The following is a 24,372-nucleotide window of genomic DNA, read 5'->3' as shown; positions in this document are numbered from 1 at the left end:
CCTGCGACACTATGAAAATCGATTTGCATACCCATGTGAAGCTGTCCAAAAAAACCGTCTTTAGCCACGATTATTTCAAAGAGATGATGGCCGAAGCGAAGGGGAACGGACTGGACGCGATTGCGATGACGGAGCACTTCAATACCTGGCGGTACGAAGATATATATCAAGTGCTGGACCGCCATTATCCTTATGAGCACGGTTATTATTTGGCCGAAGGCATGAAGGTGTTCCCGGGACTGGAGGTCGATATCCGGGAGACGGGGCATATTCTTGTCATCGGGGCGAGGGAAAAGGTGCTCGAGCTGAGACGGCGCCTTGAGCCTTACACGGAAAAAGGGCAATTCGTCGATTTCCGCACGCTCCTGGACTGGAGCGAGGACGAAGGCTTTCTGCGGATCGGCGCCCATCCGTTCCGGGTGGGAACGCCGCTGCATCATTTGCCGGAAAAGCTGCTTAAGCGCTTGGACGCTTTCGACCTGAACGGGAAAGATATTTACTCCCAGGGACTCGAAGCCTACCGTGAAAAGATCAACGCCTTCGGAGAACATCTCGGACGCCCTGTGGTCGGGGGAAGCGATACGCACCAGTTTATGCAGTATGGGAGCGTCATGAACGAGCTTGCAGGGGAAGCCGAAACGGTGGAGGATTTAAAAACGATGATCCGCCAAGGTGCATACCGGATTGAAGTATCGCCGTCCCTGGACATTAAGGTCAAATCGGCCAACATCATCAAAGCGCTGCTCAAAAAAAATCTCTCCATTCATGAAGATGATCCCGAGGAGCTGGGGGACCAGTCTGCGTAACCGTCTTCCGTCTAAAATCTTCGACACGTCTCCTTGACCGCCCCCCACGTATGCGTATAAGACCGTTTGAATAGGGGCGCTTGAATTGTTACAATAATGGCGGAAAGAATAGGATCAAGGAGGCGTTTAATATGGCGATTGCCGAAGTCACGGTCATTCCGATCGGAACGGGCTCGACCAGTCTCAGCGCGTATGTGGCCGAACTGCAGCGGGTGCTCGAAAAGCAGGCGAGGATCTCCTTCACTTTGACATCCATGGGCACGATTATTGAAGGGTCGCTGGATGATATCTTTGCAGCCATCCGTGCGATTCACGAATCCCCGTTCCAACACGGCGCCCAGCGGGTATCGACCTCGGTCAAAATCGACGACCGGCGGGATAAGGCGGGATCTTCGGAACAGAAGCTCCGCTCCGTACAGGATAAGCTTGGTACTTCGTGAACGGGCCGCCCGCCAGGTAACCCGTTTGCGAATTTCCAGACATTGGCGCTTGCATTATTCCGAAAACGAGGTATAATAAATTTTGTTTCGTCGAAAGCGAAACCTGCTGGTGTAGCTCAGCTGGTAGAGCAACGCATTCGTAATGCGTAGGTCGGGGGTTCGAATCCCTTCACCAGCATCAATTAATCAAGCATAGCGCGGCTTCCGAGATTTTCGGGAGCCGCGCTTTTTTTGTTCGTTTATTGGCCTTCTAACATTCTTCTACCCTTGGACAAGCCGATACCCGCTGTTTTGATTTTGCTCCCGCAGCCGCAAATGATCGTATGCTTCAAATTTTTAATCGGCTGTTGGCACATGGGGCATACACTTTGATGAAGCGAACCGTTCTGCTTTATCATCTTCTCCAATAACCCCGCAATGCTTAGTTATTTGGTTTCCCCCGTGGCCATGAGAACGGCTCTTCCCAGCGTATGGTTCAGCATGGTGAATCCCAGGAGAGCCGGCGTGGCGTTAGGGTCGACGCCGATATTCTCAACATCCAGCGCATGAACGACAAAATAATACCGATGAGGACCATGTCCCGCCGGGGGCGCCGCACCGATAAACCGTTCGAGTCGCAAATCGTTCGGCAGTTGCAAGGCGCCTTGCGGCAAGCCGCTGCCATGCTCGTCGCCTGCACCGGCCGGCAGTTCGGTGTCGCTGCCGGGGATATTGATGACCGCCCAATGCCATAAACCCGATCCGGTCGGGGCATCCGGGTCATATGCGGTGACGGCGAAGCTCTTTGTCCCTTCGGGCGCACCCGACCATCTCAAATGGGGCGAAAGATCTTTGCCGCCCTCCACTCCCGACATCCCTGAGTATTGCTTTGGCGGCAGGGGAAGGCCCTCCGCAATATCGTTACTCGTCACCTGAAAGGCTGCGACTTCCGGCAATTTAGCAAATGGGTTGTTGATCAATGTAATTACCTCCTTTTTTTAAACGCAATTCGATTATATTAACAAGAATCGATTTTGTAAATAGAAATCGATAAATAAACTTATTGTCGAATTTACCCTTGTTTTTTTATAGATTTCGGTGTAAATTACTTAAACGTATATAATCCCGATGTGTATGAAGGATGGTGTCGGTCTCATGGCCAAAAGAAACGGTTCGTCCACTTTAAGCGAAAATGTTACAAAGAAACTGAAGTCCGATATTTTGACCGGACAATATAAGCCGGGCTCTCCATTAACCGTTTCGGAATTAACCAAAGGTTTCGATGTTTCGGTTGCCGTCGTTCGCGAAGCGCTGACCCGGTTGGCGACCCAAGGGCTCGTCTTGCAAAACCCGAATTACGGATTTTCAGTGAAGACGGCGTCGGAAGAAGAACTGAATAGCATCGTAGAGGCGCGGTTGATCAATGAATCCGCGGCATTACGCCTGTCCATCGCCCATGGCGATCTCACATGGGAATCCAATGTAATCGCCGTTCACCACAAATTATCGCAAACGGCCGAGTACGAGGAAGTGGATCACAAGCTTTTCGTCCGCGAAGAGTGGTCCGATCTCCACCGTCAATTTCATTACGAACTTATCGCCGCATGTCCAAATCCGCTTCTCCTGGATATCTGCAGACGCCTTTGGGATTTGAGCGAATTTTATCGGCATTGGTCGTTCCAACAGCAGCCGACTCGTGATGGCCGCGACGAACATAAGGCATTAATGGATGCCGTTCTTGGACGGGACAGCGATCGAGCCGTCGAGATCTTTAGAACGCATATTCAACTCACCGCGGATAACCTGTTTGACAACCGGTAAGCGGACAACATAATAAGAAACGGCTTCCCGAGATTCTCGGGAAGCCGTGCTATTATTGCTGAAGTCAGTTCAGTGTCTTGGTCATAATATAATCAATTTGCGCTTCATCACCCATATAAAAAGAGTGGGCTCCGGTTTGAACGAAACCCATCTTTTTATAAAAGTGAATGGCGTTCTCGTTCTTTTCCCAAACACCGAGCCAGATTCTCTTTTTGTTTTGTCCTATGGCGATTTCCATCGCTTTGTCGATCAGATATTTTCCAAGCCCATTTCCTTGAAATTCGGACCGGATATAAATCCTTTCGACTTCCAGCGACGCATCGCCCATATTTTCGGATTGGGCCTCATTCATATTGACCTTTAAATATCCGGCGAGCTCCGCATTGAAATAAATGAAATAGAATTCCGATGCGATCTCGGACAATTCCTTTTCCAACTGTGCGGAGTCAAAGGCTCTTTCCAGATAGGCCTTCATATTTTCGGGCGAATTCTGAGCTCGGAATGTTTCATTGAAGGTTTCAATACTTATCTCTTGCAGCAGCTGCAAATTTTCACGATCGCACTTTTTTATTTCTATAGTCATTTTTATCTAGGCTCCTTAATATAAAATCAATAATTTCTCTTATTTCCCTTTTTCACGAACTCCCAGTCAATTTCTATATTTTTTCGAACTCTTTGAAGCAGATGATAAAGGGTTTCCGCCTCGCCTTCGGAAAAACCCGCCAATGCGACGCGATCCGAATGATCGTTTTCTCTTTTTATAAAAGGAAAGACGTCTTTCCCTTTTTCCGTCGGAAAGAGCTTTTTTATTTTTCTGTTATGCTCATCCTCTTTCTTTTCAATAAAGCCGTTCGTTTCAAGCTTTTTAATGGCGCGCGCCGCGGTCGTTCGGTCCACTTTAATCATTTCGGCCAACTTTTCTTGGATGATTCCCGGGTTCTCGCATATTCGCACCAGGTACAAATACTGCCCTTTTGTAAGGTCGTATTCTTTAAATTCTATATTGCTTATGGAATCCAACGCCCTGGCGATCATTCCGATTTCACGCAGAATTTCCTTCATATTAACAGCTCCATTATTTTAATTTCTTTGACTGATCTCTACCGTTCATAAATAGTATAATATTTTTGTTGCATTTACAACAAAATAAAAACTTCACTATTTTAAAAATTTGTTGTATAGTAGGTTGATAAAATATTGTGCATTATTCAACTGAATCAAATGTTTTCTAGGGTTCCGCGGTCAATTGGCCGGTCAGGTCCAAGAGAAAACGCGCAAGCAACACGCGTACACGGAGGGATAAAAGCCCGGGAGGAGCATCTGCAGAGGATGTTCTTCTCGGGCATTTTTTGCGTTTGCCGGGGGAATAATGCACGGGTGAAGGAGAGTGGACAAAATTAACAAGCATTGGGTTTTGGTGGTTATCGCGGCGGTTTTTGAAGTCATGTGGGTAGCCGGCTTGAAGCATGCCGACAACTGGATGGAATGGGGGCTTACTGTACTGGCTATTGTCATCAGTTTCTCCGGTCTGATTTATTCGGGGAAAAAGCTGCCGACCAGCACCGTCTACGCGATCTTTGTCGGTCTGGGTACGGCGGGCACAGTCATTACGGAGATGGTATTATTCGGTGTTCCGTTTAGTTGGGGAAAAGTGTGGTTAATTGTTTCGCTTTTGGTCGGGATTATCGGCCTTAAACTGGTGACCAGGAATCCTGAAGACGAACAGCAGCGAGGTGAGTTGTCATGAGTTGGATTGCGCTTATTTTGGCCGGATGTTTCGAAGTTGTCGGGGTAGCGGGAATTAGTATGGTAAATAAAAAGCCGTCGGTTCGTGCCTTGATAACGCTGGTGGGAGGTTTCCTGCTAAGTTTTGTGCTCTTATCGTTCGCTATGAGGGAAATCTCCATGGGTACGGCCTATGCCATATGGACAGGAATCGGTACGGTCGGCGGCGCATTGATCGGCATGATTTTCTATGGGGAATCCAGAAATATAACCCGGTTGTTTTTTATATTTTTGATTATCGCATCGGTAATTGGACTTAAGCTGATTGCTTGAAGCCGGGAGAAATAGCCCAGCCCGCAGCCAAGGGCAGAGCATTCCAATGAACCGCCTCTTCATGAGGCGGTTTTCCTGTTTTATTTGGAGCAAAGCCGCAAAAATCTTAAGAAGTTCTTCATAATTATCATAAATGGATATTAAGATATTTCATTTACGATTACTATGATGATAGAGATAGAAGACTTTCCGGAAAGTTGAGTGAGAAATGGACAATTATAATGTGCTCGTTGTGGATGACGACAAGGAAATACGGGACGCCATCGAAATTTACCTGAAAAATGAAGGGGTTGCCGTGTTAAAAGCCAAGGATGGCATGGAAGCGCTGGATATCATAAATGCTCAACCGGTTCATCTTATTATTATGGATATTATGATGCCAAGACTTGACGGTATTGCCGCAACCTCTAAAATTCGCGAGCAGAAAAACATTCCTATTCTTATGTTAAGCGCAAAAAGTGAGGACAGCGATAAAATATTGGGCCTTCATGTGGGCGCGGATGACTATGTTACCAAACCGTTTAATCCGATGGAGCTCGTGGCCCGCGTGAAATCCCAGTTAAGAAGGTATGTTGCTCTAGGCACTTATGAAGGCAATAACAAAGTCATTGATCTAAAGGGGCTTACACTCGACAAATTGTCCAAGGAAGTGAAGGTCCATGGAGAACCGGTCAAGCTTACGCCTCTGGAATATAAAATCGTCGAATTATTGATGACCAACGCCGGGCGAGTGTTCTCGATCCATGAAATCTATGAGCTGGTTTGGAAAGAGCCTTGCTATAACGCGGAAAATACGGTGGCCGTTCACATCCGAAAAATTCGCGAAAAAATTGAAATCGATCCGAAGAATCCGACTTTTTTAAAGGTGGTGTGGGGAATTGGATATAAAATGGAAAAATAGGTTGCGCGTCGGCTTCTGGGCTATGATGTGTACTTTTGGTCTAAGCGGACTCTTGGTCGCATTCACTTTCGGCAACCAATATGTTCATCGCGATTATTTTCACACGCCCGAATTTCGAATGGAGCTCGATCAATTTGCTCAGTATTTGAATATGTTCGAGCTGAACAGCATTACTTTTGAGGAAAAGAAACAATCGCTGACCGTTTCTGAAGAGGAAATCAATGATTATCGGAATGGGATGGGGGATATAACGGATCAAACGAACTCTATCCAAAGCGATTATCAATTTCGAATTGAAGAAGCATTATTAGCGGATAACCAAGCGGCCGCGGACATCTACGCAGCGGAAAAAGATAAAAAAATAGAGGATATCACTAAAATATTCAAAAGTGACGAATACGCCCGAGAAAGGATAATGAACGAAAAGGAAAAGGAGCTGAAAGAGTACTTCAAGCAGAGAGAACAATATCGTACGGATTATTTAAAATATAAAAATCAATTTCAATATTACTTTCAGAGCGGTTTCTCCGACAAAGACTATACGAATTTGAGCTTGGTGGGGGATGAAACGGTCCAAGACAAGATGAACCCCCAAAACACGCTATATATGACAAGCTATTCCATACCGACAGAACGATCGCTTGATGTTTGGTTGCTGGGAGAAACGTTTATTCCGTTTACGGGGGAAATTGCGGTACCCAAAGGCTTACCCTCCTCGAGCTCCTTTATGTCCCAGTACCATAAATACAAACAGGAGCAAATTACGTTATGGGCCTATGCCTTCCTAAGCGTGGCTGCATTGATTCTATGCGTCATTTTCGGTAGGAAAGCGATAGCTGTTCCTTCGGCGGTCGGAAGAGGGCCCTCCTATTACGATAAGCTTCCAATCGATGTTAGAGCCGTATTTTTTATCCTGACAAGTATCGGCGCCATAATTTCACTTTTTTTCATCAAGCATCAGTTCATTTATGTATTCGATAATCCATTTGTTTACGGCCGGAACATGTTTATCGGTTTGGTCATTGCCACGCTGTTTTTGGTGATTACCTTAATCCGGGGGAAGACCTTTGCGGCACAATTTAAGAATTGGGGGCATTTAAAAGAAGAATGGAAGAAAGGGCTTTTGCATAAAGCGGGGAAGGGCGTAAAGTCGCTCTTTACTCAAGCAAAAGAAAGCCTGACGGACGCTTTTCTGAACAGGAGCATAGGCGTGCAGTTGCTTGTTCTATTGATCAGCGTATTTGGTCTAGGGGCAGCGGCCATGATGATCGACTTGAATCCCGGTTTAATCGTCGTATATATCATACTTCTTGCGGCTATAGGTCTGCCTATTGTGTTGCTCTTGATTCGCAGGATCGGGTATTTTAACCGGATCGTCATCAAGACGAATGAGCTGGCTGCTGGAAATTTGGGTCAGGATCTGCCGGTATCGGGGAGATCCGTTCTGGCCGCGCTTGCCGAAGATATCAATGTGTTAAAGCAAGGAGTAAAGACGCTGCAGCACGAGCAAGCCAAGAGTGAACGCCTTAAAACGGAACTGATTACGAATGTCAGCCACGATCTTCGGACACCGCTAACCTCCATCATTACTTATATCGGGCTATTGAAAAAGGAAGATGTGTCGAGTGAAGACTGGCTAACCTATGTTGAAATTATCGATAAAAAATCAAAACGGTTAAAAGTATTGATTGATGATTTATTTGAAGTTTCGAAAATGGCCAGCGGGAATGCGGAATTGGCAAAGGAAAGGGTCGATCTCGTCCAGCTTTTGCAACAGGCCCTGGCGGAGTATGATGACATGATCAATAACTCCAGTTTGCAGTTCAGGTTTTCAAACCCCGGAGAACCGGTGTATGCCTTTGTTGACGGAAAGAAGCTATGGCGTGTGTTTGATAATTTGATCGGAAATATCCTGAAATACTCGCTCGAGAATTCACGCGTTTATATTACGGTCCAAACCGGGAACCATCATGCGTTGATTACGTTTAAAAATGTGACGAAATATGAGATCGGCGAAAATATGGATGAGCTGTTCGAACGGTTCAAACGCGGCGATTCTTCACGCCATACGGAAGGCTCCGGCCTCGGGCTGGCGATTGCGAAATCGATCGTGGATCTGCATGAAGGCAGTCTTGATATTGACATCGACGGCGACTTGTTTAAAGTGAATATTTCTCTAAAGGTGGAGGAAACAACGCAAGTTCATCATTAAGATGAACTTGCGTTGTTGTGTTTCTAGGACAGCCGGATCAGTCTCGCGCCATGCGAGGCGACCTCCAGCTCCAGGCTTGCCTCAATCGTTCCGAGGGTTTCCGAGGCCCACATATCGAACGCCGAAGCGGCGCCTCCGCTCCATCCGAGCGCATCCAGCCGGACGCTGACCCGAAGGGGGGCGTCGCCGGTATTAAACAATGCGACGTAGCGGGTATTGTCCGGACCTTTCGATGTCCAGACGATGCGGTCGCCGATCCGGTATACTTGCTTTGCTTCACTCCCGTCTCTATGCATGGTCAGCACATCTCGATTGGTGAGCAGCGACAGCGTCCAGTCGTCATTGTCATTCAATTCCCCGCCGAAGAACAGCGGCGAGCGGAACAGCGTCCAAAGCGTCATCATCGTCACTTGCTCATCCTTGGTGAAGCGGGTCCAGCGGTCGGCGCCGCCGCCGTCCACCGAGCGGATGCCGATATGCCCGAGCGGAAGCATGTCGCAATCGGGCCAATGTCCCGGCCCCGGCCGGCCCTGCCACTTCTCGCAGCGGTCGAACATGTCGAGCAGCAGCTCCCACAAATCCCAGAAGTCGTCGGTCATCCGCCACATGTTGGCGTTTTGCTCCAGGAAGTCGGCGTGCTGGAGCGGAGCCGGTCCCGGGGATAAGCTCAGCGTCATCGGCCGGCCGCTGCGGTCGATCGCTTTTCTGATCAACGCGATCTCGGACAGATGAGAATCGTACAGCCGCGATGCGGCGATATCGTCAACCTTGACGAAATCGACGCCCCATTCCGCGTACAGCTCGAACAGCGAGTCGTAGTACGCTTGCGCGCCTTCCTTCGACGCGTCCACGCCGTACATGTCGGTGTTCCACGGGCAGATCGAATTCGTGTGGGCGATGTCCCGCGCGGTCGCGGATGAGCCTTTAATCGGCGTGGCGGCATGCGCGGCTTGGCGCGGGATCCCCCGCATAATATGGATGCCGAATTTGAGTCCGAGACCGTGAACGTAGTCGGCGAGCGGCTTGAAGCCTCGGCCGTCCGCCGCCGACGGGAAACGGTTCACGGCGGGGATCAATCGCGAGAATTCGTCCATCTCGAGCGGTACGAACGGGCGGTACTGCGAGGAGACGGCTCCCGGCTCGTACCATTGGATATCGACGACGACGTATTCCCAGCCGAAGTCCTTCAGATGCTTCGCCATATAGTCGGCATTGGCGCGGACTTCTTTCTCCGTCACGGCGGCTCCGTAGCAATCCCAACTGTTCCAGCCCATTGGCGGCGTCGGGGCAATCAAGTGATGATTCAATTGATGATTCAAGAGGATACACTCCTTATCGTAAGAGATATATAATTGCGGTCGTGTCCTCATCTTAATGCCGATAGAGCCGGTTGAAAACCGTAATTTTGGATGATGAATAGCACAAAATTGCTGTTCGGTTACTTGTCATAGAAAAGTCGGCTGTACGGAAGCCGCTGATCCCGGAACTGTCCGGGCGTCTGTCCGGTCAGCTTGCGGAACACCTTGATAAAATAGCTGCCGCTTGAATATCCGACGGCAGCGGCGATGGCTTCGATATTCCAGTCGGTACGGCCCAGCAATTCGACGGAGCGTTCGATCCGCACGCGGTTCAGATAATCATTCGGCGTCATGCCTACGTAGCGGGAGAATGTCCGGAGGAAGTGATACTTGGACAGTCCCGATTTTGCGGCCAACTCCGCTTGGCCGATCATTCCGGCATAGTTCGTATCGATGAAACGGACAGCCGAACGGATGGCGGCGGGCCAAACTTCCTGCTCCCGGTCGGGTGTGGACGCGAAGCGCACGAGTTCCATGACGAACTGATATACATGGGATGATGCCGTATACGGGTCCGTAATTTTACCTTCGCGCGCGTCTTCGAAGATCGCCCGCAGCTTGCGGATCGGCGCGCTGCCCGCCGGCAGCTCCGCCACATCTCCGAGCCTGGCCTTGATCGTTTTCCAGGCGGGCAGCACGAGACGAGGCCGGAACAGCAGAAAATAAAAGGACCATTCCGGCTTGTCCGCGGGCAGGTAGTAGCGATGGTCGCCGGGGATATCAACAAGAAAGGCTTTACCTATGCCGACGGCTTCCTTCCGGTCCCCGATCTCGACGGCGCCTTCGCCCGTCAGCGTATACTGGAAGAGGAGAAGAGGCCCGTCGTCGCGCATCAGGCCGTCCCACCGGTAAGAAGGATCGGTTTCGCGTTCCCGTCCGACGGCGAATAAGCCGCACAGCGGCAGCTCCGGGACGTCGGCGAACCGGAAGCCGTAGGTGCCGTATTCAGAGGAGTAGGTCATTTCGTAGTCTCCCTTCCGCGACATGAAGTCGGCAGGCTGATTGCTTATTATTTTAAGGGACAGTACTCCTTCTTGTCATTCTTTCCAAAAGCCATGACGAACGGCGGGATAGCTCCATATAAATCAAACGAAGGTCAAATAAGGTCAAACCGCAAGATCATGCCGGAACATCCGCATAAATTTCCCTAAAACAGCTTGTTTTAAGCCTTTTTGGCCGCAGACCGCTTTTGTCATTCCAGACCCGGAAGCATATAATGAGGGTGTAAGGTCAAAGAAGGTCAAATCAAAGAAAGGGGAATGAATGATGTTTGATCTGATTCCTTTTGGAAGTCGAAACAGAGAAGATGCGTTTAACCATTGGGTGAAATCTTTTAACGATCGTTTCAACGATATGTTTAATGATGATTTCTTCACGCCGCTGAAAGGCTCGCTGATGTCGTTCAGAACGGACATCCGCGAAACCGAGGACGCCTATTTGGTGGAAGCCGAGCTTCCGGGATTTCAAAAAGATGAAATCGAGATCGGCTACGCCAACCCTTACTTGACGATCAAAGCGGTACGCAAGGAAGACAACAGCGTGGAGGATTCCACGGAGCAAATCATCCGCAAGGAACGGCGTTACGGGGAATACGTGCGCAGATTCCACGTTCAAGACATCGATGAAGAAGGCATCCGCGCATCCTTGAAGGACGGAGTGTTGAAACTGGAAGTGCCGAAACGGCCGCAAGCGAAGACAAGACGCATCGAGATTCAAGACTAAGCTAAAATAATAACAACGGGCCGGGCATGGAGAATTCCTTTGTCCGGCCCGTTTTCATGTATTCTGCTTTCCCGTCAAAACGACTTCAAATAATCCTGAAGCGGCTTCAGCAGCTTGTCGCGGTCGAGCTCGTAGTAAATTCTGTTATCGATTCTTTTGAAGCTGACCGCGCCGATCTGCTGCAAAAATCCGATATGATAGGATACGGTGGGCGGCGAAATATTCAAAGCTTCAGCCAGCTCCTGGCCAAACCAGGGCCGTTCCGACAAAAGACGAATCATCGAGATTCTGTTGACATCGGATAATACTTTGAAAAAATGGGCCTGCCTCTCCGCAAGGGCCGATTCATTAAACAATTGATCGGTATAAATGCCCAGTACAAACCAATCCTTCACATGATCCTGATAGGAAGAATAAGCGTGACAGCTAACGTATTTGAAAAGGCTCAGATGAAGAATATAACCGGCCGGGTGATTTTTCAGGCTGTCCGTATTTAAATATCGGCTCATGAATAGCTCGGGAGTTTCCTTTAGAATAGCGTCATATTTACTTTTTGCCGTATCAATACTTTTCAGGATCTCAGCTTCAACCGGCTCAAACGCCGCCGCATAAAACCTGCCTAACAATAACGCAAACCGCTGTTTGATTTCCTCCGGATTTTGGACAGTTTCGATGACTCTCGTCTTTCTGCTCTCATCCTGAAACTTGGTTTCATTCACCAGCTGCAGCAGCTTGGCCCGGTCGCCGAAAATGGCCTTGTACTCCGGGGACTCCTTTGCGGGCAATGTATTTTTGCAGACACTATCCATGATTTTGGATAAAAATTTATCCGAATCGTCCTTCTGAACCAGCTCGATAATTTCATTGACCTTATTTAAAGCGGGGTTATGGACAATATATTTGTACAGGATGAAGCCCAAGCCGCCGGCATCAAAAAAATAAGTCGTTTCCTGCTCAATGTAACGGGAAAGCGGCTTTTTCATTTTTTGAAGCATGTCCGTCATCTCGGCGCTGGGCTCCAGCCCAAAAGCGCGGATCATTTCGACAAAGCCTTTATCCGTACCTAGCGCATAAAGGGAATATAAAAATTCCATGGGTAAACTGATAAGCGGGGTTATCGATGGCTTCAAGCGGACCGACCTCTATTCACGATTTGGATTAAGATTTGAATTCAATCTAATTCATCATATATATCGCTAAAGATCAAAGTCAACTAATTTAATGTTCCTCGAATATATAATTGATTTTATAATTATCTAATGTATAATCTAATTGCATCTAATTCCTTTTAAATTTGCAGGGAGCAGGGAGTGAGATTATATGGACAGGAAACAATTATTGCTAAAAAGGCTGGACGCCATAGGACAAAGCCTCGCAAACACGGAGGAAGCATTGCTTTTGTTGGGGGTTGGTTCTGTAGGAGCCGAATTAAACCGATTGGATGCCTATTCCGATCTCGATTTCTTTGTCATCGTCAAACCGGGGTGCGCACCGATGTTTATTGATCATTTGGACTGGCTGGATGATGTTCATCCGTTAGCCTATCAATTCCGCAATACCGTCGATGGGTGGAAAATAATGTTCGAAGACGGAATTTACGGGGAGTTTGCGGTGTTTGACGAAATCAAATTGCGGGAAGTTCCTTGTTATGGAGGAAGAATCGTCTGGCAAAGACCTAGTTATCGGCACCAAATTCCAACCTTGGAGCAGCCGGCTCCCGTCAACCGTCCCGACGTGCTGGACTTTCCCTTAAACGAAGCCGTGACCAACATCTATGTAGGCCTTTGCCGCTATGCCAGAGGGGAAAAAATGTCGGCCAAAACATTTATCGAAACCTATGCCATGGGTCAAATTATATCCACATTGCATTTACATAAAGAAGAACAGGCCTGTGATCTTGATCCTTACAGCAGCGACCGGAGAGTTGAAGCAAGGTTTCCCGGCTTTGATCTCCAGTTGGGAGAAATGCTGCTGGGCTATAATAATGTGCCTCAATCCGCGATACGAATGCTTTCTTATATTGAGAATATCTATCCCGTAAATACGAAATTGTCTCAAGAGATTCGGGCATTGGCCGAACAGTTGGGGGCGGTCTGAACTTGAATAGAAGGAGGGAAATATCATGCTGAATGTGCTTGTACTAGGCGGCACCACCTACGATTCCATTATTTCCTTGCCCAAGCTTCCCGAGCCCGTGCCGCAAACGATTCATGCCGCGCCTTTCCACGAAACCGTCGGTTCCACCGGAGCGGGCAAAGCTTTGAATTTGTGTAAACTGAACGTCCCCTGCATTCTTCATTCCATCATCGGGAACGATTCATACGGACATAAAATCAAGGAATCGCTGCAGGATGCCGGAGTCGATTTCCGTTATGATATTGACCCTCAAGGCACGGAACGCCACGTTAATTTAATGGATCGGGAGGGAAACCGGATTTCAATCTTCGTCACCCAGTCCTCGGCTAATCCGCCCCTGGACTTAAACCGTCTTGAAGCGCTGATTCGCGATTGCGATATCGTCGTAATCAACATTATCGGCTACACCAAGGCGCTTATCGGCTTGTGCCGGAAATACAACAAGCCGGTTTGGACCGATCTTCATGATTATGACGGCATGAACGGTTTCTATGTTGATTACATTGAGGCGGCCGACTATATATTTATGAGCTCCGACAAATTGCCGGATTATCGAAAAGTGATGGAAGCTCTCCTGCGTAAAGGCAAGAAGCTGGTCGTATGCACGCACGGTAAAAAAGGAGCCACCTGCTTATCCCAAGACGGCGGGTGGATAGAAACCGGTATCATCGAACAATATGAGTTTATAGACGCCAACGGCGCCGGGGACAGCTTCTTTTCCGGATTTTTGTACGGATACTTGAACAGCAAGCCGATTGTCGAATGCCTGAATCTGGGCACTGTTTGTGCCGGTTTGAGCATTACCTCCAAAGAGCTGGCCTACCCGGAATTAAGCGAGGAGCTCCTGCGGCGGGAATACGATAAATATTATGGAGGAAATAACCGGGTGAATAAAGGCCGAAGAAGGTCAAATGAATGAATAAAGCCAAATACTAAAAGGCCGGACATCGAATATTTTCTTTGCCCGGCCCGGTTTTCACTAATTAAAGCTTATTAATGGGGAAGCCTATTTGCGATACTGTTTAAATCTCCCGGAAGCCCATTTCCGATATTGGTTAATTCCCCCTCAGACAGGAACTTTAATCCTTGTACGGATATTCCTGTTCGCTCAAGCGCAACTTTAACTTGTCCCTCATTAAAGCCCCCCGGAACCATTAGGATATTAACAACCTCTTGCGGTTTGCCGGCGAATTTTTGCAAACCGTTCAGAAGTTCCGCGGCCTTTTCCGGCGTAATGCCAAGATCATTCAAAATCTTGCCCAGAGGGTGGACAAAATTGATCCAGTCCCGGTCAAATAAGTTTAGCAGGTCATTAATGTTATAATGCTGCAGTTTTGCTAAGACGTCGTCAATTATCAGGTTTGCAATATCTTTAAATGACGATACCTTTCGGTTCAAGCTGTTTTTTACGGAAATTTCCGGGTTGGAATTATTGAGCATCCAAGTCGCCTCATAGCTTAGTTTAGATTGATCTTTTGAAATATCCATAGCCAAACTCGTGTTGATCGAACCTGCTAAAGTAATTTTATCGATCTTGTCCAATAAGGTTATTTTGTAGGTCCGGCTAAGAGCTATCTCTCCGGTTAAATTTATTGTGAAGCGGTTGTTATGATATAGTAAACAATTTGCGGAGCCGCGGGAAATATTATCAAAATCCATATTATTGAGCTGAAAGATCACATATTCGTGGTTATCATCATGCAAGCCAGAAAAATTGATCTTCCCGAGGTTAAGAATTTTTATTCCAAAGTCGATTGAAAAGGAATAATTCATGGTTTCATTTTTCTTAAAATAGATGGATGGCCCCTTACCGTCATTGGCGGTGCTTCGATTCTTACCATTCCGTCGCCGAGGTCAATGATATCCATATTTGCGCGAATCAGGAGGTTTTGCGAGTTTTTGCTTTCGGCAATCACATGGAACAGAGCCGAATTACCGAAATAACTGCCTTGCGCGGATAAGCCTAAACCGGGCGAGAAGGTAACAGAAGGATCCATGGGGCTTATTATGGGCTCCGGGCCCGGTATAAAATAAAGCTCAAAGTATTTGACCTTCGGATCATCAAGCCATGGAGCAAAATGATCGATCCTGCCGTCATCCGGCCAATGCATAATTATTACTTGAAAAAAACTGTTAATCAATCGTGACAGAGGAATTTCCGACTCATCACTATGCGAAAGCTTGCCGACAAACGAAACGGGCATGGAGCCATTAAGGAGTTCAAGCAATACATTGATAACCATCTGATCCTTCTGTTCCTCGCCTAACTTGATGATACCTTCCATGATCACTGAAAACCCGGCGGGTTCCGTCCGGTATTTCCCGCCCAGACCGCTGATTGTAATCCAATTAAGCCCGAGGGGATTTACCCATTCTTGCGCGATGCCGTTATTTCTGGTTTGAACTCCGCTAAACCGCATACCCAGTTCAAAGGAGCTTGCATTCACAAAGCTAAAAAAGGCACTGAACAATATCGTATCCTCCCCGATTTGAAAGCGAAGCGGAAAGCTCAGCTCAAATTGGGACGGTGCCATAGTAATCATAAGGTAATCCAAATGCAGGATGCCCACGGATAAGGGTTCATCGTAAATGGCCCTTGCCATCGGTACCGGATCACCGGCATGATATCCGACATTGAACTTTAAGGTATTGGGTAGGCCCAGTAATTTATTTATTGTATTTATCATCTCGCCGGACAACTCAATCCGGGCGATCAGGTTAAACCCTTGAATGTTCTCAGTTATATTCGTCAGTTGCTGGAGTGGTCCATGCAGAGGTCCTATGGTGGAAATCGCCAAGCCGGGTTCATGCAAATCGAACCGAACGGCACTAATAGCTTGCAGATTATTCAATAGCTGCTCGACTGCTTGAACATACTCGTGAACCCATTCCGGTGGAAGCAGCACGATACAGTGATAACGTAAATCACCGTTATCGAGGAAGAAATCGGCCAATATTCGCACGGCTGTTCCATGAAATACATCCGACTCATGTATGCCCTCAACAGTAATGTATGAGTTTTCGTGGTTTATCGTAATCACTGCCGATTTGATCAGCAATGCATGGCCGAGTATTTTGGAGAATGATTCCTGGACGAGCGGATCAATCTGCAGCATTTGCGGATCAAAATTGAAGGAAAACGCATTGTCTTCTTTACGGGTTAGAGATTGGACCAGATTAACCAGTTCATCAAACACCAAGTGTATCGCCTCCTTGTATATAATTAAGGTTTGCGAACACCGGATTCATAATACAGTTGTAAAAAATGTTATTATAATTATTAATAATAAAAATATTAATAATAAAAGGAATGTTTTGCATGGGGGAAAAGAAGACGGATAAGCGCATACTGCGAAGTAAGGCCGATCTCAGACAAGCCTTATTGGATCTGATGTCGGAAAAAAGCTTCCATTCCATTTCCATTAAGGAAATCGTCGAGAAGGCGGAGTATAACCGCGGGACGTTCTATTCCCATTATGACAGCAAAGAAGCGCTGCTTGAGGAGATTTATTCCGTCCTGTTGGACGAATTAATCCAATCTTTTCGCGCGCCCTACGAAGAAGTGGAAGTGTTCCGGATCGATGAACTGCCGGCCAAATCGGTCATGATCTTCGAACATTTTCACCGCAATGCCGATGTCTATACGACGCTGTTTAAAAGCGATGTTTTAACCCAGTTGAAGATAAAAATATTTGCCGCACTGAAGCAAATCGCTATGGAAGAATTGGAGTATACGGGCCGGGAGGCGGAAGCCGCCGATGAGCTCAACCGGGAGTTTACCGTCATCTTCTTCATGCATGCCTTGCTCGGCCTTATTTTCCATTGGATCGAGAGCGGATTCAATTACCCGCCCTCCTATATGCAGGATCAACTTGTGAAGCTGATTAACTGGCGGCCGTCCTCGGCCAAAATTAGTATAAATACCAAATAACCATACAATCGATATGGATTTGTACGTTAATGTACATTTTGTGAATGATTAATGATTGTACGAAATTTTTGGCTAAACTATACTTAAAAGAGGATATATTTTTGCTAATGCAATAACATTGTTCACAATTTCACAACTAAAATGTGAATATTTTAGGAGGGATTAATGATGAAACTTCAAAATCAAGTAGCTATCGTCACCGGCGCCGCATCGGGAATGGGTAAAGAAATCGCTTTGCTGTTTGCCAAAGAAGGAGCGAAAGTCGCCGTCTCCGATTTGAATCTGGAGGGTGCAAACGCAACGGTAGAAGAAATTACGAGTCAAGGCGGAACGGCGTTTGCTATTAAAACCAACGTAGCCTTGGAAGAAGACATTCAGAATTTGGTTGACACCACGGTGCAAAATTACGGTACCGTCGATATTCTGATCAACAACGCAGGTATCATGGACGGCATGGAGCCTGCAGGCGAAGTAACGGACGAGAGATGGGAAAGAGTTTTCGCCGTCAATACGACCAGTGTAATGCGGTCTACTCGCAAAGTGCTGCCAATCTTCTTGGAGAAGAAGAAAGGAGTCATCGTTAATGTGGCTTCGGCAGGCGGACTTTACGGTGCCCGCGCCGGTGCCGCATATACGGCTTCGAAACATGCCGTTGTCGGCTTCACCAAGAACACAGGGTACATGTATGCGACGGAAGGGATCCGCTGCAACGGGATCGCTCCCGGCGGGGTAGAGACGAATATCGGGGCATCGATGACCGGTATCAGCCAATTCGGATTCGGCAAACAGCAGCTCGGCATGGCGATCAACCCGCGTAACGGTAAGCCGGAAGAAATCGCCAAGGTAGCCTTGTTCCTGGCTTCGGACGACTCGAGCTTCGTCAACGGTACGATCATCACGGCGGATGCGGGCTGGACGGCGTACTAAGCCGCTTCCCGAACTAAACATCAGAATACAAACAAAGCACAGCGCGGTTTCCCGGCTTCGGGAAGCCGCGTTTTTTGTGGAAAAAGGGAATACCTGGGTAACGCTCTATGAAGATCGGAGAGATGTTATTATATTAAATAAAATAATCTTCAAGACCGAAATATAGGATAATTTCAACCGGTCCATCATCATAACGGAAGTAGGCGTGAGAGAATTGAAATTTACCAGAATCCGCACGAAAATATTTGCCGCCATGATCGCGGTTATTTTGCTTCCGCTCGGCATCGCTTCCATGATCATCTGGTACCAGATCTCGGACGGACTGAAGGAGGATCTGCGTTTTGCGGAGACACGCACCGAACAGGATCTTAAGGGAGCGATCGACGAATACATTCTCGCCTTAAATGAAACCGCTTACCAGATTTACTCGAATCCCGATTTAATCAAGAGCTTGACCCATCATACGTCATATTCGCCCGATGAAAGCCGGACTTACGATACGGTACGGGATATGCGGGAATTTTTCTTAAGCGTTTACAACAAATCGCGGGTCAAGGATATCGTCGGGATGTATCTGATCAACGCGGAGCAGGAGGCGGCCGGGGATTTCTTTCCCAGCTTGTCCCCCAGACTTTCGGATGAATATATCCGGCAGCTATTGCTTGAATCCAAGCGGGTGGACAGCCGGCCGACCTTCCTGTTTACGTACGACAGTATGTACGGCGAGCCGGTCATTCAATATTTATACCCCGTAAAGTCGCTTGGTGTACCTACGGGGCTGCTCGTAATCGATATGAAAGAATCCTACTTCCGGCAGCTCGTGGAAAAGTACAACAGCTTTTATAACGGTAGCGTTATAATCACGGAAAAATCGGGCGCAGTTGTTTATCATACCGATCGCGAAGCGGGGCAGGGAAGTTTCTCTCCGGCAAATCTACCCGGCAAACCGTTTGTGATCGAGACGGACATCGGAGGGGGGAACTGGCTGCTGTACTATGTTTTCTATGAGGACCCGGAAGTGTCGGTTGTCCGCCTCTGGATTATTATCGCGATCGCCTTGTCCGCGGTGCTGGCGCTGGTCGCCTCTTATACGCTCAGCTATAGCATCACCAAACCGATTGTGAGAATGTACCGCAAAATGGGGCTTATCCAAAGGGGAGATTACTCGGTCCGGGTTCAGGCAAACACGAACGATGAGATCGGCTTTTTGGGCAATCAGTTCAATAAAATGGTCGAGACGATGCAGCAGCTCATCGACCATGAACTGAAGCTGCAGCTGACGAATCAGGAGAGCCAGATTAAGGCGCTGCAGGCGCAAATTTCTCCGCATTTTCTGTTTAATACGCTGCAGACGATGTCGAACATCGCGCAAGTGAACAATGTGCCGGATTTGAAGCTGATCTGTCAGAGCCTTAGCGATATGTACCGCTACAACATGCACATTCGTAATGAATGGGTTCAGTTGAAAGACGAGATTTTGCATATCCGCAACTATATGGTGATTATTAACAAACGTTATCCGGAGAGCATCCGGATTCGCTTTCAAGTGGATCCGGCTATCCGCAGCCTGGCCATTCCGAAGTTGATTTTGCAGCCGATGGTGGAGAATGCCGTGGAGCACGGGTTGATTCCCAAGCTGGACGGAAAGAAGCTTATCAAGATTCATGCCGCGATCGACGCGGAGCAAGACAGACTGTATATCAGCGTCCTGGACAATGGGATCGGAATGGATAAGGAGCGTTTGGAAGGTACGCGTCAGTCTCTTGCCGAGGAGGCGGGCATAAACTCCAAGGACAAGGAGGATAGCTCGATCGGCATGATCAACGTGCATACGAGGATCCGCTTGATCTGCGGTGAACCGTATGGACTGAACGTTTACAGCAAGAACGGAAAAGGAACATGCATCAGGTTCGTTTTGCCGATGAAGAACAGGTAGTGATACGGAAATCCGCAGCATGACAAATAACTACACCACCCAAAGGAAGCGATTTAATGAAAGTGCTGATTATTGACGACGAGCAATCCGTACATGAGAGACTTGAACAAATGATTCCCTGGGCAGAGCTGGGGTGGCAAATCATTGGCCATGCCTATAACGGGGAGGAGGCCAAACGGATCACCGCGGACGGTAAGCCGCATCTGATTATTACGGATATCAAGATGCCCGTGGTGGACGGGCTCGGTTATCTGGAGTGGCTGGAGGCTTCCGGAATCGGCTCCAAGGCCATCGTCCTGAGCGGTTACGGCGATTTTGAATATATACGTCCGGCGTTCCTGCGAGGGGCGTTCGATTATTTGCTCAAACCGGTTCAGCAGGCGGAGCTGTTATCGATACTGGGCAAAGTGGTGGAGCAGATTCAGCGCGAGTCGCTGGCGATGAAGGAGGAGATCGACGAGAAGGCCGTGCTTCAGACCGGCATCGAGTCGATGCAGGACCAGTTGATGTCGGATATCATCGGCGGTTCCTTGCAGGACGAGAACGAAATGATCATCCGCGCCGAGCAGGTGCTGCTGCAGTTGCCCGAGCAGGGATTTTATATGGTCGTCGTAAGGCTGGACGATCTCGACGAACATTTGAACAGCCGATACGAACGGGACCGCTCCGCGCTATATTACGCGATTCGCAATGTGATAGCCGAATGCCTGGCGGAGAAAGGTTTTCCGGGAGAGGTGTTCCGCAATTTGCACAAAAGCAATGAATTTCTGGCCCTGGCGGCGGCGGAGCGGGAACGGGATTTAAGGATGGAAGATACGCTTGCCGCGCTTTGCGAATTGCTGCCCCGGACCGTCCGGCTCCAGACGAAGCTTGGCCTCGGCAGGCGCAAAACGCGCTTGGAGCATCTTCGGGCTTCCTATCGCGAGGGCGTAAAGGCGGTGGAATCGCAGAAGCTTGGGGGCAGCGGGTTTGCAAGCTACAAGAATCTGCCTGATGAAGCTTCGTCCAAAGATATCGCCGCATTGGCGGAATGGGTGGAGCTCGAAGATATGCTGGAGCTGCTCGTCAAGACAGGCTCCCTGCGGGACAGCGAAGCGCTCTTGGGGAAGCTTGGGGAGATTCTGAGCCATGAACGGCTGATGCAAATGCGCGGTACCGAGCTCAAACAGGGGGTCATGCGCCTGTTGAAAGTGCTTGAGCCTCTGGCCGGGCAGGATACGGAACTGCCGGTTATGCTGGACAACGCCAAGGGCTGCGCGAATGATCTGAAGGTTGCCCGGGTCCGGCAGCTGCTGGGAGACTTGATCGGGCGGGTCATCGACAAATTTGCCGCGGACCCGAAGGCGAAAAGCGGCAAGCAATTAATTGGCGCCGTCGTTCAGTACAGCCGGCGGAATTTCCGGACGGTAACGCTGGAGGAAATCTCCAGCCAGTTCTATATTAATAAAAATTACTTCTGTTCCCTGTTCAAAAACGAAACGGGAGAGAGCTATGGGGAATTTTTAACCAAGCTTCGAATGGAAGAGGCCAAACGATTGTTGAAAAACAGTGAGCTCAAAACCTATGAAATCGCGGAGCGGGTGGGCTATACGGATCAGCGCTATTTCAGCCAGGTGTTCCGCAAGTTCACGGGCATGAAGCCGACGGACTATCGAAAAGAGAACTAAATATATTCAACATTTCACTGAATTCCGTCTCATCCCCATCCTTTTGAAGCGAATGTACAATGAACCTATAAACACAACAATAATTCATGAAGTGAGGGGATCACCATGAAAGTGACAAAAAAGCTAAGCTTGATTCTGTCCGCAGTGCTTGTGCTCGGGCTGCTGGCAGGCTGCGGCGGCGGTAAAAACGAAACCGCGGGCGCCGGCACGGGGGCAAACTCCGGCGGAGGAAATGCCGGCAAGGCCGGAAGCGGCAAGGCCGTTACCGTGGATTTCTGGTCCGCGCTGGACCCGAGCTCGGAGGAAGGCAAGACGATCAAGAAGCTGGTCGAGCAGTTCGATGCCAGCCGTGACGATATCGATATCAACATGCAGGTCATCTCCTACGATGTCATGCACGACAAGCTGGTCGCGGCCTTTAATGCGGGCGACGCTCCCGATATCAGCTGGGGGCTTAGCGAATGGTTCGGGGAATTCAACCAATTCGACGCTTTGCTCGACTTGACCGATTATTTCAACAATTGGGACGAGAAAGACCAGTTCTATGAGAATGTAATCCAGTCGTACACCGTCGACGGCAAATTGAAAGCGCTGCCTAACTATTTGGGCATTCGGGCTCTCCTGTACCATGAGAACATCCTCAAGGAAGCCGGATATGACGCGCCGCCCGCGACTTGGGACGAACTGCTGGCCATGGGGCCGGCCGTTAAAGAAAAGACGGGCAAGGAAGCGTTCGGCATCGCCGGTGCGGGTGTCCGTTCACCGCAAGAGCTGATTATGTACCTGGCGCAAAACGATGTGGTCATCGCGGAACAAATGAGCGACGGCAAATACAAAAATACGTGGCAGGACAATCCGGACCAGCTTTCCAAAGCCGCCGAAGTATTCAAGTTCTATCAAGACCTGCTCGCCACGAAAACGATTAAAGCGGATGCCAAGACCTGGGGCTGGGAAGAAGAGGATCAGAACTTCGCGCTCGGCCAATATGCGATGGTCGTCGACGGTTCTTGGATGGAGACATACGGAGCGTCCAATCCCGACGAGATGGCCGATGTAAAAATCGCGGCTCCGATGTATAAGAACACCCCTGCTACCTTTATGGAGGTCGCGCCGCTCTTCCTATATAAAACGGAAAACGCGGACGCTACTTGGGAATTCGCCAAATTCCTGCTTAGTGCCGAGTATCAAAGCGCGGTCAATCTGAACGAGGCTCCGCGCCAAGACGTAGTCAGCGACAGCCCTTGGGGCAGCAATTTCATGGCGCTCACCGATACGGGCGTTGTGTTCCCGGCCGTATCGCTCGGCGGAATCACGACGGCGATGGAAGACGCGCTGGCCAAGGCGCTGCTCAAAAACGATAACCCCGAGGAAGTGGCGAAATGGTTATCCCAGGCGATCAACGACAGCTTGAGCAAAACCGGGGAGCTTAGCGCCGAGTAGAATAGCCGGGAGTTTCATAGACTTTAGGCCTTAACTGGATAGTCATACACAAAAGAAAAACAAGCATGGAACGGATAGCTTCTAAAGTCTATGCTTGTTTTTCTATCTTAAAAAACGTGGTGAGGACAATGAGAAAAGCTACTGTGAATGTGAGTTTGAGAGAAAGAAAATTCCGGCGAATCGCCTACTTATTTGTACTTCCCGCCCTGCTGTTCTTCATTCTGATGAACGCTTATCCGCTAATCAGCGTGCTATGGGACAGCTTTCACTTCAAGAACATGCTGAATAAAGCGGTCAGTGGCTTTGCGGGGCTGGCGAATTACCGTGAAGTATTTGCAAACGAGTATTTTTGGGGAGCATTACGCAACACCGTTATCTGGACGGTCTTGTCCGTTGCCGGCGAGTACATCTTCGGTCTGATCTCGGCCGTAGCCTTGAATCAGAACATTAAGGGCAGAACCCTGTTCCGGGCGCTGGTCATCGTCCCTTGGGTCGTACCGATCGTCGTGGCCGGATTGACCTGGGACTGGATGCTCTCACCCGATTACGGCGTGATCAACTACTGGCTTACAAGCCTTGGGATCATCGACGAGCCGATCTATTGGCTCGGCGAGATGAACACGGCGCTGCTGACGATCGTGTTCGTCAATATTTGGCGCAGCTTTCCGTTCTTTACGATTACGCTTTTGGCGGGCCTGCAATCCGTATCCCGCGACGCGCTGGAGGCGGCGGCCATCGACGGCGCAGGCGTCAGACAGCGGTTTTTCAAAATCGTCATGCCGCAGCTTAAGACCGTCTCGATCACGATTATCTTTGTCCATATTATTTGGACGGCGATCAACTTCGACTTTATTTGGATTATGAGCGAGGGCGGACCATTGCATTCCTCGGAGACCTTGCCGATTATGATTTACCGGTACGCCATGCAGGAATATAACTTTGGCAGCGCATCCGCGCTGGCATCCATGATGCTCGGATTTATGCTGTGCGGATTTTTAATATATTACATGTACACCTCGAGAAAGAACCGGGCTTGAT

General features: G+C 48.7%; 24 protein-coding genes, 1 tRNA gene and 1 riboswitch. Of the genes, 17 read left to right on the top strand and 8 right to left on the bottom strand.

Features of this window, described 5'->3' with window-relative positions:
* Nucleotides 1–11 precede the first annotated feature (11 nt).
* The 3 genes from V3851_RS10540 to V3851_RS10530 all read left to right on the top strand — a co-directional run bounded on the left by V3851_RS10540 (nt 12) and on the right by V3851_RS10530 (nt 1,424).
* On the top strand, nt 12–806 hold the full coding sequence (locus V3851_RS10540; RefSeq protein ID WP_331846493.1) for a PHP domain-containing protein: 795 nt from the start codon (nt 12–14) through the stop codon (nt 804–806).
* A 131-nt stretch (nt 807–937) separates the two neighbouring features.
* Nucleotides 938–1,246, top strand: a complete 309-nt coding sequence (locus V3851_RS10535; protein WP_331846492.1) for an MTH1187 family thiamine-binding protein — start codon at nt 938–940, stop codon at nt 1,244–1,246.
* A 105-nt stretch (nt 1,247–1,351) separates the two neighbouring features.
* Nucleotides 1,352–1,424: transfer RNA gene (locus tag V3851_RS10530), tRNA-Thr, on the top strand.
* 247 nt (nt 1,425–1,671) lie between these two features.
* Here V3851_RS10530 and V3851_RS10525 read toward each other — a convergent pair.
* A complete protein-coding gene (locus tag V3851_RS10525; RefSeq protein ID WP_331846491.1) occupies nt 1,672–2,205 on the bottom strand; it encodes a YbhB/YbcL family Raf kinase inhibitor-like protein in 534 nt (177 codons plus the stop codon).
* Nucleotides 2,206–2,380: 175 nt separating this feature from the next.
* Between V3851_RS10525 and V3851_RS10520 the strand changes: the two genes are divergently transcribed.
* On the top strand, nt 2,381–3,046 hold the full coding sequence (locus V3851_RS10520; RefSeq protein ID WP_331846490.1) for a GntR family transcriptional regulator: 666 nt from the start codon (nt 2,381–2,383) through the stop codon (nt 3,044–3,046).
* A 64-nt stretch (nt 3,047–3,110) separates the two neighbouring features.
* Here V3851_RS10520 and V3851_RS10515 read toward each other — a convergent pair whose 3' ends face one another.
* Complete coding sequence (locus V3851_RS10515) at nt 3,111–3,629, bottom strand: GNAT family N-acetyltransferase (protein WP_331846489.1); 519 nt, start codon at nt 3,627–3,629, stop codon at nt 3,111–3,113.
* Between the two features lie 26 nt (nt 3,630–3,655).
* Nucleotides 3,656–4,108, bottom strand: coding sequence for a MarR family winged helix-turn-helix transcriptional regulator (locus tag V3851_RS10510; RefSeq protein WP_331846488.1), 453 nt, complete (start codon nt 4,106–4,108; stop codon nt 3,656–3,658).
* 155 nt (nt 4,109–4,263) lie between these two features.
* A riboswitch (guanidine-I (ykkC/yxkD leader) is annotated at nt 4,264–4,362 on the top strand.
* An 80-nt stretch (nt 4,363–4,442) separates the two neighbouring features.
* Between V3851_RS10510 and V3851_RS10505 the strand changes: the two genes are divergently transcribed.
* The 4 genes from V3851_RS10505 to V3851_RS10490 all read left to right on the top strand — a co-directional run bounded on the left by V3851_RS10505 (nt 4,443) and on the right by V3851_RS10490 (nt 8,217).
* On the top strand, nt 4,443–4,793 hold the full coding sequence (locus V3851_RS10505) for a DMT family transporter (protein ID WP_331846699.1): 351 nt from the start codon (nt 4,443–4,445) through the stop codon (nt 4,791–4,793).
* Nucleotides 4,790–5,104 (top strand): DMT family transporter, encoded by a 315-nt coding sequence (locus tag V3851_RS10500; RefSeq protein ID WP_331846487.1) that lies wholly within the window; start codon nt 4,790–4,792, stop codon nt 5,102–5,104. Before V3851_RS10505 ends, V3851_RS10500 begins: the two co-directional genes overlap by 4 nt.
* 208 nt (nt 5,105–5,312) lie before the next feature.
* Nucleotides 5,313–6,005 carry a response regulator transcription factor gene (locus tag V3851_RS10495; RefSeq protein ID WP_331846486.1) on the top strand — a complete coding sequence of 231 codons (693 nt, stop codon included), beginning with the start codon at nt 5,313–5,315 and terminating at the stop codon, nt 6,003–6,005.
* Complete coding sequence (locus V3851_RS10490) at nt 5,983–8,217, top strand: HAMP domain-containing sensor histidine kinase (RefSeq protein ID WP_331846485.1); 2,235 nt, start codon at nt 5,983–5,985, stop codon at nt 8,215–8,217. The genes V3851_RS10495 and V3851_RS10490 overlap by 23 nt, the downstream gene beginning before the upstream one ends.
* A 23-nt stretch (nt 8,218–8,240) precedes the next feature.
* Here V3851_RS10490 and V3851_RS10485 read toward each other — a convergent pair whose 3' ends face one another.
* Together V3851_RS10485 and V3851_RS10480 are read right to left on the bottom strand one after the other, a co-directional pair.
* Nucleotides 8,241–9,524, bottom strand: coding sequence for a glycoside hydrolase family 27 protein (locus V3851_RS10485; RefSeq protein WP_331846698.1), 1,284 nt, complete (start codon nt 9,522–9,524; stop codon nt 8,241–8,243).
* A 131-nt stretch (nt 9,525–9,655) separates the two neighbouring features.
* On the bottom strand, nt 9,656–10,537 hold the full coding sequence (locus tag V3851_RS10480; protein WP_331846484.1) for an AraC family transcriptional regulator: 882 nt from the start codon (nt 10,535–10,537) through the stop codon (nt 9,656–9,658).
* A gap of 304 nt (nt 10,538–10,841) precedes the next feature.
* Here V3851_RS10480 and V3851_RS10475 point away from each other — a divergent pair, with 304 nt between their 5' ends.
* Nucleotides 10,842–11,297, top strand: a complete 456-nt coding sequence (locus tag V3851_RS10475) for an Hsp20/alpha crystallin family protein (protein ID WP_331846483.1) — start codon at nt 10,842–10,844, stop codon at nt 11,295–11,297.
* A 74-nt stretch (nt 11,298–11,371) separates the two neighbouring features.
* On the opposite strand, the gene V3851_RS10470 is transcribed toward V3851_RS10475, so the two are convergent.
* Nucleotides 11,372–12,427, bottom strand: a complete 1,056-nt coding sequence (locus V3851_RS10470) for an ArsR/SmtB family transcription factor (RefSeq protein ID WP_331846482.1) — start codon at nt 12,425–12,427, stop codon at nt 11,372–11,374.
* Between the two features lie 190 nt (nt 12,428–12,617).
* Here V3851_RS10470 and V3851_RS10465 point away from each other — a divergent pair, with 190 nt between their 5' ends.
* Together V3851_RS10465 and V3851_RS10460 are read left to right on the top strand one after the other, a co-directional pair.
* A complete protein-coding gene (locus V3851_RS10465) occupies nt 12,618–13,394 on the top strand; it encodes a hypothetical protein (protein WP_331846481.1) in 777 nt (258 codons plus the stop codon).
* Nucleotides 13,395–13,419: 25 nt separating this feature from the next.
* Entirely contained in the window at nt 13,420–14,352 is a 933-nt protein-coding gene (locus V3851_RS10460; protein WP_331846480.1) for a carbohydrate kinase family protein, read from the top strand.
* A gap of 74 nt (nt 14,353–14,426) precedes the next feature.
* Here the strand turns inward: V3851_RS10460 and V3851_RS10455 are convergent, their stop codons facing one another.
* The gene (locus V3851_RS10455) at nt 14,427–15,206 is read right to left on the bottom strand and encodes a hypothetical protein (protein WP_331846479.1); all 780 of its coding nucleotides are present in this window, start codon (nt 15,204–15,206) and stop codon (nt 14,427–14,429) included.
* Nucleotides 15,203–16,630, bottom strand: a complete 1,428-nt coding sequence (locus tag V3851_RS10450) for a hypothetical protein (RefSeq protein WP_331846478.1) — start codon at nt 16,628–16,630, stop codon at nt 15,203–15,205. Before V3851_RS10450 ends, V3851_RS10455 begins: the two co-directional genes overlap by 4 nt.
* Before the next feature lie 122 nt (nt 16,631–16,752).
* Here V3851_RS10450 and V3851_RS10445 point away from each other — a divergent pair, with 122 nt between their 5' ends.
* The 6 genes from V3851_RS10445 (at nt 16,753) to V3851_RS10420 (ending at nt 24,371) form a co-directional block, all read left to right on the top strand.
* The gene (locus tag V3851_RS10445) at nt 16,753–17,364 is read left to right on the top strand and encodes a TetR/AcrR family transcriptional regulator (protein WP_331846477.1); all 612 of its coding nucleotides are present in this window, start codon (nt 16,753–16,755) and stop codon (nt 17,362–17,364) included.
* Between the two features lie 168 nt (nt 17,365–17,532).
* Nucleotides 17,533–18,291 (top strand): SDR family oxidoreductase, encoded by a 759-nt coding sequence (locus V3851_RS10440; RefSeq protein ID WP_331846697.1) that lies wholly within the window; start codon nt 17,533–17,535, stop codon nt 18,289–18,291.
* 214 nt (nt 18,292–18,505) lie between these two features.
* Nucleotides 18,506–20,227 (top strand): sensor histidine kinase, encoded by a 1,722-nt coding sequence (locus V3851_RS10435; protein WP_331846476.1) that lies wholly within the window; start codon nt 18,506–18,508, stop codon nt 20,225–20,227.
* 56 nt (nt 20,228–20,283) lie between these two features.
* Entirely contained in the window at nt 20,284–21,894 is a 1,611-nt protein-coding gene (locus tag V3851_RS10430) for a helix-turn-helix domain-containing protein (RefSeq protein ID WP_331846475.1), read from the top strand.
* Between the two features lie 105 nt (nt 21,895–21,999).
* A complete protein-coding gene (locus tag V3851_RS10425; RefSeq protein WP_331846474.1) occupies nt 22,000–23,334 on the top strand; it encodes an ABC transporter substrate-binding protein in 1,335 nt (444 codons plus the stop codon).
* Between the two features lie 128 nt (nt 23,335–23,462).
* A complete protein-coding gene (locus V3851_RS10420; RefSeq protein ID WP_331846473.1) occupies nt 23,463–24,371 on the top strand; it encodes a carbohydrate ABC transporter permease in 909 nt (302 codons plus the stop codon).
* The last annotated feature ends 1 nt before the right edge of the window (nt 24,372 follow it).

This window comes from Paenibacillus haidiansis (assembly GCF_036553665.1).
GTDB lineage: Bacteria > Bacillota > Bacilli > Paenibacillales > Paenibacillaceae > Fontibacillus > Fontibacillus haidiansis.
The sequence above is the reverse complement of the archived record's forward strand: the minus strand, read 5'-3'. Positions and strand labels throughout refer to the sequence as shown.